This window comes from Streptomyces sp. NPDC102437 (assembly GCF_044765565.1).
GTDB lineage: Bacteria > Actinomycetota > Actinomycetes > Streptomycetales > Streptomycetaceae > Streptomyces.
In genome coordinates this window covers 285,620-299,423 of sequence record NZ_JBIWKI010000003.1, presented here as the reverse complement: position 1 = coordinate 299,423, position 13,804 = coordinate 285,620, and the positions used below count along the sequence as shown (strand labels likewise).

The following is a 13,804-nucleotide window of genomic DNA, read 5'->3' as shown; positions in this document are numbered from 1 at the left end:
GTGTGTCAGGGAATCAGCAGCCAGTCCGATCCGATCGCCGCGACCAGGCCGACGGCGAGCAGCCAACTGCCCAGGCGGGTACGGCCGTTCCGGCTGAGCTCGATCACGATCCCGCACAGGATCAGCGCGAGCCCGTACACCCCGACCACCAGGACGGAGGACCGGCTGGCGATCCGCAGCGCGAGGACCACCGCCATAGCGGCCATGCCGACCGACGAGAGGACCACCCGCAGCCGTCTCGCCTGACGAGGCGTCAGCTTCCGGTTCCCGGTCTCCTCATCCGCACCCGTCTCCTCGTCCGGCACCGTCTCGTCGCCAGCCCCGGGCTCCTCGTCCGCGGCGGGCTCCGCCTTCGCGACGGCCTCGGGCCCGGCCTCGGGATCGGCCCCGGGACCGGTTTCGGGATCGGCCTCGGGACCGGGTATCGGGGTCTCCACGGCCTGGTCCTGGTCAGAAGTGCTCATGACGCGCGATCGTAATCGGTACGGGCCGCCCTGTTCACCGCTCCGGCAGACGGGCGGCGCAATATGACGCGGGCGTGCGGCGTGCCCGGCCACATCCCTGCGGCCCGGGTCACCGGGCCGGGGGCCGCAGGCACGGTGCCTCGGCGGCCGCGTCGACCGGCTCGGCCCGCACGCCCCCGCCACCGGCCGCGCCCGCGCCACCCGCGGCCTCCACCCGCCCGGCCAGCTCACCGGCCCAGCCGATCAGCCGGTCGACGCCGATCCCGTACGGCCGGACCCCGGCGAACTCCGCGAGCGCCGCCGCCCCGCGCCGCAACAGCCGGGCCCCGCCCCTCGCGTTGCCCCGGGCCGCATGAGTCAGCCCCACGGCCAACTGGGCAAGACCGCGCCACAACTCCCTTTCGGCCACCGGGCCCGACTTCCACGCGTCCTCGAACACCTCGTGCGCGTGGAACGGCATCCCCGCGTCCAGCAATCGCTGTGCCTCCCGCACCGTCTCCTCGGGGGTACGCACCACCCCCTCCGGCTGCCGTTCGACCCCCGGCGCCCCGTACGGAAGGGGGCGCCCCAGCCCGTCGCGCGGGCGGGCATTGCGCGCCCGGCCGTCGGTGTCGCGGTCCCTGCGAGTCTCGTCCACGCCACGATTGTGCCCCGCACCTGCGGCGAACTGTCCGAACCACTGTCCGTGGACCCCCGTACCCGACTAGTGTCGAAAGCCATCCGCACCACCCTGGGGAGGGTAGGCATGAAGCCGTCCCGGCCGCTGTACGAGCGCGAACCGGAACTCGCTGCCGCCGCACAAGCCGTGGACGCCCTTTGCGGCGCCCAGGCCGTCGGCGGGCTGCTGATCTTCAGCGGCGAGGCAGGCATCGGCAAGACAGCACTGCTCGGCGAGATCCAGACGATCGCCGCCGACCGCTGCACCGTCTGGTCGGCACGGGGCGGCGAGACGGTCACTTCGGTGCCGTTCCACGTCGTGCGCCAGTTGCTGCAACCCGCACTCGACCGGTTTCCGCCCGACGAGGTGCGGACCCTGTTCGGGCCCTGGTACGAGATCGCCGCACCGGCCCTCGGACTGGCCGAGCCGACCGGTCCGCGGCCGGACCCGCAAGGTGTGCGCGACGGCCTCGACTTCGTCGTCGCCCGGCTCGCTTCCCGGCTGAGCCACCGTCCGCTGCTCCTCATCATCGACGACGCGCACTGGGCGGACGGCGAATCCCTCGCCTGGCTCGCCTCGTTCACCGCCCGCCTCGGCGAACTGCCCGTCCTGGTCGTCCAGGCCCACCGCCCGGAAGAGCTGGCGGCGCGGCAGAAGGAGAGCGGACCGGGCAGCGCCCACCCCTTCCAGGTCAGGGTCGCGCTGCGCGCACTCACCCCGGACGCCACCGCGGAACTGGTCCGCACGGCCCTCGGCGAGCACGCCGACGACCCGTTCTGCCGCGAGGTGTGGGCCGTGACCGGCGGCAACCCGTACGAGGCGGTCGAACTCGTCGCCAAGGTGCAGGACCGCGAGCTGGCACCGCTGGAGGAGGCGGCAGGACTGCTGCGCGAGCTCGGCGCCTCGGCCCGGGGCAGCGGCCTCGTCGCACGGCTCGAACGGCTCGGCACCAACGCCAACCGGTTCGCCTGGGCCGCCGCCGTACTCGGCACGGACATCTCCCAGGACCTTGCCGCTACCCTCGCCGGAATGAGCTCCGCCGAGGCCGCCGACTGCACTGCCCGGCTGCGCGAAGCCCGTATCGTCACCGGCTTCGACCCGCTGGAATTCGTCCACCCGCTCATCGCCAGCGCGGTGTACCGGTCCATCCCGCCGGCCACCCGCACCGCCATGCACGGCCGCGCGGCCTGGGCGATCACCCGGGCGGGCCTCGGCCCCGCCGCGGCCTCCCGCCACCTGCTCGAAGTACACCCGGACGACGACCAGGAACTGGTCGAGCAGCTCCGCGAAGCGGCCAAGCAGCACCTCGCCGTCGGCGCCCCGGAGGCCGCCCGCCGCTGCCTCGAACGCGCCCTGCAGGAACCACCACGCCAGCGCGCGAAGGCCACCCTGCTGTACGAACTGGGCTGCGCCACGCTGCTCAGCTCCCCGGCCACCACCGTCGAACACCTGCGCGCCGCACTCGACATGCCGGGACTGGGCGACGACCAGCGCGTCGACGCCACCTACCGGCTCGCAGCAGCGCACTCGCACAACAACCAGCTCAAGGAAGCAGCGAGCGCCCTCGCCGCAGAGGCCGCACGCACCGCTCCGGGCCCCGGCCTGATGCGGCTCCAGGCGGCCCACTTCCTCTGGGAGGGCATGCAGGCCGGGGAGGAGGACGGTCCCGGCCGATCCGGCCGGCTCGCACGGAACGCCGACCACCTCCACGGCCGCGACAACGCCGAGCGCGCCCTCCTCACGCTCCGTGCCTTCGACGCCATGCTGCGCGGCGAGAACTCCCAGCTCATCGTCGACCTCTGCGAACGCGCCCTGGTCGACGGCCACCCCGCCCGCGGCCTCGGCTGGACCGACACCGAGTGGGGCTTCGAACTGCCGACCCTCGTCGGCATCACCTACGCCTTCACCGACCAGCTCGACCGGGCCGAGGAACTCTTCGGCGAGGCGGTCCGAGCCTTCGAGATCTCCGGATGGAGCGGGGCGCACCTCGCCTTCGCGCACACCCTGCTCGGACTGGTCCACCGCCGTCGCGGACGGCTCGCCGAGGCCGAGGGCTTCCTGCGCGAAGGGCTGCGCCTCGCCGACCGGGTCGGCAGCGGACTCCCGGTCCACTGGGACGCGGCGTGCCTGCTCATCGACACCCTGGTCGCCCGTGGCCGGGTCACCGAGGCCCGCGAGATCGCCGACCGCTACGCCTTCGGCGCTCCGTACCCCAGCGCGATGGTGCTCCCCGACGGCCCGTGCGTACGCGGTCGCCTGCTGCTGGCCGAAGGCCGTACGAAGGAAGCGATCGTCGAACTCGAAGCGGCCGGCCATGCCCTCGAACCCCGAGGAAGGTTCAACGGGGTCTGGGCACCCTGGGCCGGCGACCTGGCCCGCGCCCTGGCCGAGGAGGACCCGGCCCGCGCCGCCCAACTCGCCGCCACGGCCCGGGTGCACGCCGAGCGCTTCGGCACGGACACCGCGATCGGTGAGGCCTTGCGCTGTGTCTCCCTTTTCGCCCGTCCCGAGGATGCCACCCACCTGCTGGCCGAGTCGGTCCGCCACCTGGAGGCGTCCCCGTCCGCGTACGAACACGCGCTGGCCCTCGTCGACTACGGCATCGCGATCCGCTCACCGCGCGAACTCGCCCGAGCCCACAAACTGGCCACCGCATGCGGTGCGGAATCCCTGGCGAACCGCGCCCACCAGGCACGGGCGTCGATCCGGCCCTCGGAGTGAGGTAATGTTTGTCCTGCGAGCCCGCCGGGAAACACCGGGGGAACCGCATCGGGACGTGGCGCAGCTTGGTAGCGCACTTGACTGGGGGTCAAGGGGTCGCAGGTTCAAATCCTGTCGTCCCGACTGGAGACAGTCGCAGGTCAGGGCCGGTTTCGGAGAAATCCGAAACCGGCCCTTGGCCATTCTTGGGGACCAGGCGGGGGAGCAGTCCCCTTGACCGGTGTCAGCGGGTTCATGACGATCGGGCCCGGCAGGGAGCACGGTGCATGCAGCACGCTGAGGCGCGCGGAGAACGCCGCGCCGCCGACAGCCGAGATCTTGTGTACGTCCGGGTCCCCGACTGCGTCGGTCCTTGCCGGGGCGACCCGGAGCATCCGTTCGAACCGGCCGTCCAAGGCCCACCGCCGGAATCGGGTGTGGAGCGTGGCCCACGGCCCGTACCGGTTCGGGCACGAGCCCTGACACCCTGACACCTGTCATGTGATCGGTCGCGAGGGATGCCCGTACGGCTCGCGCACCGAATTCCGCCGGGCCCGGGCTCGGTCGAGAGCCGTGCGACTCCCGGCCGACGGAGTCACCAGCCGGAGTGCCCGTCGCCGTGGTGGCCGGTGCCGCCTGAGCCGCCCTCGGACCAACTGCCGGAGTGCAGGCCGTGGCCGAGACCGTGGCCGCCGGTGGTGAAGTCGGCGTAGAGGTCACTGAACTCGCCGAGGAGTTGGCGGGTGAGGACGTCGGCGCCGTTGGTCAGTGCCGCAGCGAGTTCCTCGTCGGCGACCGGGACCGCTCCGGCGGTTGCGGGGGTGGAACGGTGCGTTGCGGCGAGGGCGGCCATTCGGCGGCGGTCGGTGATGCCGCGCAGTCCAGGGTAGGCGGCAGGGGCCAGGCGCGCGGCCTGGCGAGCAGAGCGAGGGTGAGGTCGGCGGTTGACCTTGCGGAGCCCGAGCGGACCATGGTGTCGAGGCGGGTCAGCAGCGCCTGGCGGCGCGGCAGGTCCACGGAGAGAATGTCGTTGCGGGTACGGCCGCTGGAATCGCGCCACCGACGGACACGGACCACCTTCTGGTCCTCCAGCCGGGAGAGGTACTCGACGGTCAGGGAGCGCGGTGTCCGGCGCAGCCAGTCCTTGAGGCCGGGCGGGGGAGCAGCTGCGCCGAGACCTTGCAGGACACTGCTCAGGCGACGGTCCTCGACGGGCCGGGTGTCCAGCACCTCGATCTGCCGGCGCCCGACGGCGATCCGTCCGGCCAGGCACAGGTCCGCCAACTCCGAGGTCCGCAGGGCGTACCGAAGTCGGTCCTCGCTTCGTATCCGTATGCGCTGTCTGCCCGGGACTATCGCGAGCAGGAGCAGTTCATCCCCCGTTGTCATGCCTGCCAGAGTAGGCGCGGCGGTCCGCGGAAGGGAGACCTCCGGACTCCGAGGGACCTACCGCGCCGGCTTCCCCGAGGGGCCTCACCCTGCGTCCTCCGAGTCCGGGCACGGCAAGAATTTCCAGGGCGCCGGCTGTACCGGAGCATCTGCTTCCGGGAGGCCAAAGCCCCGGACGCACAGGCCTTTCTGCCAGGCCCTGTACGGGCCTTCAACGTTCGACGTCTCCCACGACGCCTGTCGGGATGCGCTGGCAGACCACCGGTGGGACACCGCGTGGCTCGCTCCCGCCATGCCGCACCTGCTCGCCCTCGAAGCCCACCTGCTCCTGGACCCGAGCGCCCCGGAGGAGGGCAGGCGGGGTCAGTCCGTCAACAGCGCGTCGCGCACCGGAATCCAGTCCAGGGCGGATCGGATGCCGTCCTCCAGGGGCAGCTTCGGCGTCCACCCCAGCAGCTCCGCCGCCCGGTCGCTCTTGGTGTAGCCGCCGGCCACGTCACCGGGCCGCGGATCGGCTTCGACGGTTTCCAAGGGGGTGCTGACGACGTTGTTGAACGCCTCGCACAGCTCCCGGACCGTGGTACCGGCTCCGGTGCCGAGATTGATCGCGATCGAGCGCTTCGACCCTGTGAGGATGGAGTCGAAGCGCTCGATCGCCGCGATGTGGGCCGCGGCGAGATCCCAGACGTGCACGTAGTCCCGGATACCGCTGCCGTCGCGCGTCGGGTAGTTCGTCCCGGTGATCGGGAACGGACGGCCTTCCTGGTGTGCCTGGATGAGCACACCCAGGGCATGACTGGGCCGCTTCAGGTGGAGCCCGGTACGCAGCTCGGGGTCGGCCCCGACCGGGTTGAAGTACCGCAGCGACAGCACGCGCGGGCCGGCCACGGCGATGTCAGCGAACATCTCCTCGCACACGGCCTTGGTCCGCGCGTAGGGGCTCTGCGGCGCCAGCGGCGAGTCCTCGTTGACGGGCGAACCGTCCCCGGCCCGGTAGATGGAGGCCGAGCTGCTGAAGATGATGCGATCGCAGCCGTTGCGGTGCAGGTGGCTGATGAAGGCCAGGCTCTTGGCCACGTTCGCCTCGTAATAGCCGATCGGGTCCGCGACGGACTCGGGCACCACGATCAGCGCCGCGCAGTGCACCACGGCGGAGATGTCCGGGTGCTCCGAGAAGATCCGGTCGACCAGTGCGCCGTCCGCGATGTCGCCCTCGTAGAAGGTGCGGCCTTCGGTGAACTCGCGGCGGCCCCGAACGAGGCTGTCGAGGATCACCGGGGTTATGCCTGCGTCCAGGCAGGCCGAGGCGACGGTGCTGCCGATGTAGCCGGCTCCCCCGGCGATAAGGACCTTCACCACGATGTTTCTCTCCCGGCTTCGTTCCAGCCGCAGTAGGCGACCGGCAGCAAGGCTAGCGGAGAAACCAGGCAGGGTAGTGGCCTCTCTGCTGCCCCGTCGTGCCCGGTTCACGGACGCCGGTGCCACCGCGGTCCCTGAACCCCTGCCGCCACCGCCACCACGAGCGACGGCGGTTGACAGAACGCGAAGGCGGGCAGCACCTACGGCACTCGCAGATGCCCCGTCTGCTGCTGCCGCGAGGATCTGACGCGGGCCGTACGTTTCGGGCGCCCGGGCGAGGAGCAAGACGGCCCACGCCCCCGCAATGGCCCGACTCCACCCCCGCGAATACGCCAAACTGTCCCGCGAGCCCGGATTCATCACCTTCCGGCTCGCGAAGGACACAATGCCCATCCACCTTGCCCTGACGGCATGACACCACGAACGGGAACCCCATGCTGACCTGTGAGAACACGCGATGAGCACACCGACCCTGGTCGTCGTGAGCGGCGGCTCGGGAACGGGAAAGACCACGCTCGCGCACGAGCTCGCCCGCATGCTCGGATGCCCCGCGATCATCCGCGACGAGATCAAGCAGGGCATGGTCCTGTCCCACCCTGGCTACCGGGGTGGCGGCGACGATCCCCTCAACCACCCCACCCTCGATGCCTTCTTCGGTGTGCTGAAGGTGCTCTTGAAGGCCGGCGTCACGCTCGTCGCCGAAGCCGCCTTCCAGGACCGCCTCTGGCGGCCGAATCTCGAACCGCTCACCGGTCTCGCGCACCTCCGCGTCATCCGCTGCACCGCCCACACCGACATCGCGCACGACCGCATCGTCCAGCGCGCGAAGGAAGACGCGCACCGGGCCGCCCACGGCGACCAGGACCTGCTTCGAGCGATCTCTGCAGGAGAGCACTCCCTCGATTCCTGGGTGCCGATCTCCCTGGACGTTCCCACCCTGACCGTGGACACCTCGGACGGATACCAGCCGGGCCCCCGTGCCATCGCCGACTTCGTCCGGGCGCCCGTGCAGGTCGGAGTATCGCCCGAACCGGAGGCGGACCACTGAGGGCGGCGTCCGGGGCGATGCCGGTGGGTCCCCGCCCGCCGGACAGCGACGCCTCCCGCAGGCTGCCGGCATGCAGGCAGGTACGGTCACTCGGGTCCCCAGCCCCAGGTGTCGAAGTACGCGGCCACGCCGGTACGGCGCGCCTCCTCCACGGCGCACAGGCGAGCGAAGTCGCTGGGCGGCATCAGCTCTTCCCATCCGGTCAGCGGCAGGACACGGACCTCGTCGTGCTCCTCCGGGTCGAGAGCGATGCCACGGATCTGGGCCGCAGTGAGCCGGCCGCCATCGAAGACGCAGCCGATCGTGCTGTAGGGCCATCCGCCGCCGGGTGGGCCGTACACCGTGGCCAGGATCCGGGGCGGCCCGGGCGGCGTGATTCCGGTTTCTTCCCGGCACTCCCGCACGGCCGTCTGCCACGGGGGCTCGCCGGGGTCCATCGTCCCGCCCACCAACTGCCACGGGTAGGCAGGGGAGTAGACGGAGTGGACCTGAAGCGGATGGTCGTCCTCGTCAGTGAAGTAGACACATGCCCACAGGGTTGCCTTGGGGACGGTTTCGGCGTACTGCTCCGTCGCCATCGAGGACCCGGCGGCTTCGCCGCTCGACCGGATACTCGGGACCACCGGTCGCCGGACCGCACCCGGCGAACCGATCGTGGTGGCAGGGGCCGTATCGCGGCTCATGGACTCTCTCCAGTCAGCGAGTTGCAGGATCGGTGCTCAGAGCGCACCCGGGCCAGAGTCCGGCGGTCGCGCTCGACCAGTTCGGGATCGCCATGGGCGGCGCCGAAGGCGACTTTGCTCACGGTATCGCCGTCACGCTGGACCAGGACCGACTCGCCCGAGTACACGAGGTCCTGCCGCTCGGCCCGGTCCTCGGGATGTGCTCCGTCGAGCAGTTCCCACCCCACCGGCTCGCTACGCCGTATGTACGCCAGTGGCATCAGCACCCCGCGGTCCAGGCGCGACAGAGCATCCCGCAGGAGCGGATCCATCAACGCTCCGTCGGCTTGGAGGCGTTCGACCAACGCCAGACGCGCGGATGCCGCATCGATGGGCCGGCCCCCGGTCACCGAGCCGGCCGGGCCGGATTCAGCTTGCACCGCAGTTCACCTGCCACCGGTGGTAGGCACGGCGGGTGCCCAGCCGAGCTCGGTGTACGCGGTGCCCGCCAGGATGCCTTCGATCGCGGCACGGGTGTAGCCGACCATCGGGTCAGGCAGGCCGTCCAGCGGCCACCACTGCCATGCCGTGCATCTGTCGGGCTCGCGGATCTCCGGTTCTCCGGACCATCGGCTTGCCCGGAAGAACAACTGGATCCGGGGTTCGGCGTTCTCGCGACCGGCGAGCAGGTGCACGGTATGCACCAGGGTGAGGTCTGCGGGCTCGACGATGATCCCGGCCTCCTCGAATGCCTCTCTGATCAGGCACGCGCGAACGCTCTCCCACTCCACATGACCGGCCAGGGCATGCCACACCCCACCCGCGAAATCCACATCCGGATGGCGCCGACCAAGCAGAGTACGGCCGTCGCGCTCCAGGAACAGGTGTGCGCCGATTACGTTCTTCACCGCTCCCGCCCCGCCCTGACAGACGTCGTCCCGTGGCCCGGGCAGCAGTGGTGCGGGGTGCTCGACGTGGTGGGCCTTGATGACCTCATGAGCCCACGGGCACATCGCCAACTGCTCCATGGTGGCGATGTCGAACCAGGCGAACATGATCCCTTCGGTGACGGGCAGGTCATGGGCGACGCCGTCCCAGCGGGCCATGTAGACCTGGATGTTCCCCTCGGTGACGTCCGGGCCGTGGGCCTGCACGGTCGTGTAGGCGGTGACACCGGAGAGGACGAGACCCGTCTCCTCAAGGATCTCGCGGGCGATCGCTTCGTCCGGCGTCTCGCCGGGCTCGGGCCCGCCGCCGACCAGGGACCAGGTGCCAGGATCACAGATCGGCCTGTGTGCATCCCTCAAGTGAAGGAGGTACTCGCCGCGGCTGTTTACGATCAGGACGGCGGTACTTGCGGACCGGGGGTAAGTGGACGCGTTCAACGAATTACCGCCTATACGCAAGGAGTCGGTTGGTGGTCGGTACGGAGCGACGGGTGGCGGCGCCGGCCAGCGGCGCCGACGACGAGTACGGGCGTATCGGCTGAGGCCCGTCCGGCTGCGAGGCACGACCGTGGACCGTGGGCGGGATCCAGCCGTCAGCACCACATGCTGTGGCGCCGTGTTGTGCGCCGCCGGGCCGTGCACGTGACGGCCGCGGAGCGTAGGTTTCGAACAGCGCAGGGTCCGAGCCTGACCCGAGGTGCATGACCGGGGCACCGGGTCTCCTTGTGCTGGTCGGTGCCGCTGCGCGGCGTGGGGCCCGGCTGCCTGCTGGCAGGTTGAGCCCGTACTGTGCGGCCTGGGCCTCGCACTGTTGACCGCCACCAGACCCCACGCGGCGGTGACCCCCTGCCCGTCCTGCGCTGCCACGACCTCGGCCAGCGCCCGCCGGTCGACCTCCCACCCCGTACGCAGCACCATCCCGGCCATCTGTGCCGAAGGCCCATCGGTAGGCAGCGACCGTGGCAGCCGATGCCGGACAGCCGAGGCGAGGTTGTGGATCAGCTCGGGGTTGTGGCGCCGGCGCCCAGCTGCCGCTCGATCTCCGCGGCCGGGAACGGCGTCTGCTTGCTTTCGGTAGGGGCCGCGCTACGCCGTCCCGGAGAAACGCTACCAGGCCGCCGCCCGCCGCCCAGTGGAAGAAGATTGCGTGCCTCGCCTTTCCAGGTGGGCGCTGACGGGCGAATCCCGACACGTGCCAAGGTGGCGTCAGGCGGGCTGCGGGGCGGGCGTGGCCGGAGCGGCCGCGACCTTGCGGGTCTCGTGCATGATCAGCAGGCCGTTGACCACCATCAGTGTCGCGGTCAGGCAGTGGACGCCGAGCGCGGTGGCCACGGAGCCGTCGTGGGCCAGCACGTTGGCCATGTCGCCGTACGCGGCGAGGGCCTCCACCAGCAGCGCCCAGCCCAGCGCCCGGCGGTGGCCCGTCACCAGCAGGATGCCCAGGACCAGGGCCAGGACGACGTCGCGGATTCCCTTGATGATCAGGAAGCCGTCGCCGTCGCCGGACGGCCAGCTCGGCAGGCCGAAGTCCGGCGCCGTCGTCTCCGGGCTCAGGATGAACTCCGTCCCGAACCAGAGGATGAAGAGGATGAAGGCGGCGGCCAGGACGGTGTTGATCTTCTTCAGCGACATTGTTCTTCTCCTTGCGAGTCTTCGTCGGCTTGGTGGGCTTGGTGGAGCTTGCTGAGGCGTGTGGGGCCTGATCGGGCCGCGTGGACGCGGCCGATCGAGGGCGTAGTTCGTCGGGTTCGCACCCGGGGTGCGGGGACTGTGCGCCACCGGCACGGCGTCGGCCCGCGAGGTCCGTGATCCGAAGCCCTGTCGGGCTCACACCGGCGGGGCGAAAGCCGTCGACATGCGGGGGTGAACCAGTGCGTGCCGGGGCGGCTTTGGTATCAGGCGAGGGCGGCGACCAGCAGGGTGAAGGCGGCGATGATGACGGCGACGCGGACGTAGTGGTAGCGGTCCCAGCGGTTCATCTGCTCCTTCCAGTCCTCGGGCCGGTTCTCAGGGGTCCATGTCTTGCCCCGGTTGTTGATCGGGACGAGCAGCAGGATCGACATGACGACGCTGAGGATCAGCAGCGCGCCGGCGGTGACGACGAGCCCGGCGCCGTCGTGATGCCGTCCGGCGATGGCCCACACCGCGCTAAGGACGAGCGAGGTGATGTACCAGACCGGCATCACGGCGCCGAGCATCCGGCCCCCGTGGGCGCGGCCGAGCTGGCCGCTGTCCTCGGGGAGTGCGTCGAAGATCCGGTTCATGACGAAGGCGACGGAGAACTCCACGCCCACCATCAGGCCGACGACCACGGTGGTGAACACCTCGAGTGCGTTGAGCATGACAACCCCTCCTGGGATCTAGCGCTGCTAGATGACGATGCAACGCTAGACTGCTGCCGCTCGGTTGTCTAGCGATGCTAGGGTCGAATCATGTCGGTACAGGAACGCAAGCAGCGCGAACGGGCGGAACGCGAGCGCCTCATCGTGGCGACGGCCCGCGAACTCGCCGAGCAGCAGGGCTGGGACGCGGTCACCACCCGCCGGCTCGCCGAGCGCATCGAATACAGCCAGCCCGTCCTCTACAGCCACTTCCGCGGCAAACGCGAGATCATCGGCGCCGTCGCCCTCGAAGGCGCCACCGAGCTGGCCGCGGCGGCACGGGCCGCGGCACTCGGAGCGAACGGCCCGCGCGAGCGGGTCGCCGCCCTCGCCCGCGCCTACCTCGACTTCGCCGCACGTCACCCGGCGGTCTACGACGCCCTGTTCCAGCTCGACGGCGGCCTGGCGTACGCGCAGGAGGACACCCCCGAGCCGCTGAAGGACGCGTTCGCCGCCCTGCTGGAGACTCTCGGCGAGGTCGCCGGGGACGGTGTCGGCCCGGGGCTGTTCACCGAGACGTTCTGGGCGGCCCTGCACGGCCTGGCGACCCTGACCCGGGCGGGACGGCTGCCGCCGGAGTTCACCGAGCAGAGAGTGGAACTGCTGGTGGACCGGCTCGCCATCGCCTGACGGACCGTCCCGGCGGGCAGGCGGCCGGGCCCCGCTGCCTTACGGGTGATTCTGCGGATAGAGGTCGAGAACGCCCCGAGCGCCGCCGTGGCGCGAACGGCCGGCTTCGTGCCCACCGCGGACGACCTCGCCGCGCGGGAGGTGAAGGGGTGGAGGGTGCTGCTGCGGACCTGGTGCCGCGGGAACGGCGAACCGGAGTCCTGAGCCACCGGTGCCGCGCCGCACCGCCTCCCACCCCGCACCGTCCCCCGTCCCACAACAGGGGCCGTCCCAGGCCCATTAAGCTGGTACGAAGCGGTTGAAATAGGTCAGAGTGGACCTCGAGGAGGCGTGATGAGTCAGCAGCCGGTCCTTCTTCCCTACTCCGATCCCGCCTTCGTTGCCGACCCCTTCCCGGTCTACCGGCAACTGCGCGAGGACGGCCCGGTGCGGCGCGCCATCATCGCCGGCGGCCTGGAGGCATGGCTCGTCACACGGTACGAGGACGGCCTCGCGGCCCTCTCCGACCCGAGGCTGAGCAGCGACGTCCGCGATGCGTCGGACCCCCGGCTCATCGAGCGGCTGCCAGCCACCGACCGCGGATCCGTACTGCGCAATATGCTCCGCACCGATCCGCCCGACCACACCCGACTGCGCCGCCTGGTGTCCAAGGCATTCACCGCCCGCAGCGTGGCCGAGCTGCGGCCCCGCGTCCAGGAGATCGCCGACCGGCTGCTCGACGAGATCGCGCCCGACGGACGTGCCGACCTCGTGGCGAGTTTCGCGCTGCCGCTCCCGGTCACCGTGATCAGCGAACTGCTCGGCGTGCCCCTGGCGGACCGGCGCGACTTCCAGCGGTGGACCGACGACCTGGTCCTGCAGGGGGCCGAGCCGCCGGATCCGGCCCGGACGGACGAGGCATGGCGGCACATGCGTGGTTACCTGACCGGGCTCATCGGGGCGAAGCGGGCCCGGCCCGGGAACGATCTGCTCAGCGCACTTGTGGTCGCCCGGGACGAGGAGCGGAGGCTGGACGAGGACGAGCTGATCGCCATGGCCTTCCTGCTGCTGGCCGCCGGGTACATCACCACGGTCAACCTCATCGGCAGCGGGATCGCGGCACTGCTCGCCCACCCCGACCAGCTCCGGCGACTGCGGGACGATCCGGCGCTGCTGCCGGTGGCCATCGAGGAATTCCTGCGTTACGACGGACCGGTCAGCCCCGGCATCGCCCGGTTCGCGCGCGAGGACGTCACGATCGCGGGCGTGGACATCCCGCGCGGCGCGACCGTGCTCGTGGCATCCGCCATCGCCGACCGCGACCCGGACCACTTCCCGGAAGCCGACCGCTTGGACATCTCCCGGCAGGACAACGCCCACCTTGCGTTCGGGCACGGCATCCACTACTGCCTAGGGGCGCCGCTGGCCCGGCTGGAGGGCCAGATCGCCATCGGCACCGTCCTGCGCCGCCTCCACGGGCTCGCCCTGGCCGTACCGCCCGACGAACTGCGGTGGCGGCCGGGAGGGCTGCGCGGCCCGGAGCGGCTGCCCGTCACCTTCACTGCTGACACCCTGGCCTGAAAGCGC

Annotated in this window: 15 protein-coding genes and 1 tRNA gene; 6 read left to right on the top strand and 10 right to left on the bottom strand. The window is 71.1% G+C overall.

Annotation, left to right across the window (positions count from 1 at the left end; translation table 11 throughout):
- Positions 1–5: 5 nt before the first annotated feature.
- On the bottom strand, positions 6–464 hold the full coding sequence (locus ACIRJP_RS06440) for a hypothetical protein (protein ID WP_404168832.1): 459 nt from the start codon (positions 462–464) through the stop codon (positions 6–8).
- Positions 465–573: 109 nt separating this feature from the next.
- Positions 574–1,101: a DUF309 domain-containing protein gene (locus ACIRJP_RS06435; RefSeq protein WP_404168829.1), complete on the bottom strand. Its 528-nt coding sequence runs from the start codon at positions 1,099–1,101 to the stop codon at positions 574–576.
- A 108-nt stretch (positions 1,102–1,209) separates the two neighbouring features.
- Here ACIRJP_RS06435 and ACIRJP_RS06430 point away from each other — a divergent pair, with 108 nt between their 5' ends.
- Entirely contained in the window at positions 1,210–3,843 is a 2,634-nt protein-coding gene (locus ACIRJP_RS06430; RefSeq protein WP_404168826.1) for an ATP-binding protein, read from the top strand.
- Positions 3,844–3,892: 49 nt separating this feature from the next.
- Positions 3,893–3,966 (top strand) — tRNA-Pro (locus ACIRJP_RS06425).
- A gap of 451 nt (positions 3,967–4,417) precedes the next feature.
- Here the strand turns inward: ACIRJP_RS06425 and ACIRJP_RS06420 are convergent.
- From ACIRJP_RS06420 to galE, 3 genes are all read right to left on the bottom strand, one after another.
- Positions 4,418–4,675: a hypothetical protein gene (locus ACIRJP_RS06420; protein WP_404168822.1), complete on the bottom strand. Its 258-nt coding sequence runs from the start codon at positions 4,673–4,675 to the stop codon at positions 4,418–4,420.
- On the bottom strand, positions 4,588–5,211 hold the full coding sequence (locus ACIRJP_RS06415; protein WP_404168819.1) for a GPP34 family phosphoprotein: 624 nt from the start codon (positions 5,209–5,211) through the stop codon (positions 4,588–4,590). Before ACIRJP_RS06415 ends, ACIRJP_RS06420 begins: the two co-directional genes overlap by 88 nt.
- A gap of 363 nt (positions 5,212–5,574) precedes the next feature.
- Positions 5,575–6,570, bottom strand: a complete 996-nt coding sequence (galE, locus tag ACIRJP_RS06410) for a UDP-glucose 4-epimerase GalE (RefSeq protein WP_404168816.1) — start codon at positions 6,568–6,570, stop codon at positions 5,575–5,577.
- Between the two features lie 457 nt (positions 6,571–7,027).
- Here galE and ACIRJP_RS06405 point away from each other — a divergent pair, with 457 nt between their 5' ends.
- Positions 7,028–7,618 carry an AAA family ATPase gene (locus tag ACIRJP_RS06405; RefSeq protein ID WP_404168813.1) on the top strand — a complete coding sequence of 197 codons (591 nt, stop codon included), beginning with the start codon at positions 7,028–7,030 and terminating at the stop codon, positions 7,616–7,618.
- Between the two features lie 86 nt (positions 7,619–7,704).
- Here the strand turns inward: ACIRJP_RS06405 and ACIRJP_RS06400 are convergent, their stop codons facing one another.
- The 5 genes from ACIRJP_RS06400 to ACIRJP_RS06380 form a co-directional block, all read right to left on the bottom strand.
- Positions 7,705–8,301 (bottom strand): NUDIX domain-containing protein, encoded by a 597-nt coding sequence (locus ACIRJP_RS06400; protein ID WP_404168810.1) that lies wholly within the window; start codon positions 8,299–8,301, stop codon positions 7,705–7,707.
- Positions 8,298–8,612: a hypothetical protein gene (locus ACIRJP_RS06395; RefSeq protein ID WP_404168807.1), complete on the bottom strand. Its 315-nt coding sequence runs from the start codon at positions 8,610–8,612 to the stop codon at positions 8,298–8,300. The genes ACIRJP_RS06400 and ACIRJP_RS06395 overlap by 4 nt, the downstream gene beginning before the upstream one ends.
- Positions 8,613–8,726: 114 nt before the next feature.
- Entirely contained in the window at positions 8,727–9,665 is a 939-nt protein-coding gene (locus ACIRJP_RS06390; RefSeq protein ID WP_404168804.1) for an NUDIX domain-containing protein, read from the bottom strand.
- Positions 9,666–10,433: 768 nt separating this feature from the next.
- Positions 10,434–10,859, bottom strand: coding sequence for a DUF4267 domain-containing protein (locus ACIRJP_RS06385; RefSeq protein WP_404168801.1), 426 nt, complete (start codon positions 10,857–10,859; stop codon positions 10,434–10,436).
- Between the two features lie 263 nt (positions 10,860–11,122).
- Complete coding sequence (locus tag ACIRJP_RS06380; protein ID WP_404168798.1) at positions 11,123–11,569, bottom strand: anthrone oxygenase family protein; 447 nt, start codon at positions 11,567–11,569, stop codon at positions 11,123–11,125.
- 90 nt (positions 11,570–11,659) lie between these two features.
- On the opposite strand from ACIRJP_RS06380, the gene ACIRJP_RS06375 reads away from it, so the two are divergent.
- From ACIRJP_RS06375 to ACIRJP_RS06365, 3 genes are all read left to right on the top strand, one after another.
- The gene (locus ACIRJP_RS06375; RefSeq protein ID WP_404168795.1) at positions 11,660–12,238 is read left to right on the top strand and encodes a TetR/AcrR family transcriptional regulator; all 579 of its coding nucleotides are present in this window, start codon (positions 11,660–11,662) and stop codon (positions 12,236–12,238) included.
- A 45-nt stretch (positions 12,239–12,283) separates the two neighbouring features.
- The gene (locus tag ACIRJP_RS06370; RefSeq protein WP_404168792.1) at positions 12,284–12,442 is read left to right on the top strand and encodes a hypothetical protein; all 159 of its coding nucleotides are present in this window, start codon (positions 12,284–12,286) and stop codon (positions 12,440–12,442) included.
- Positions 12,443–12,571: 129 nt separating this feature from the next.
- Positions 12,572–13,798 (top strand): cytochrome P450, encoded by a 1,227-nt coding sequence (locus ACIRJP_RS06365; protein ID WP_404168789.1) that lies wholly within the window; start codon positions 12,572–12,574, stop codon positions 13,796–13,798.
- The last annotated feature ends 6 nt before the right edge of the window (positions 13,799–13,804 follow it).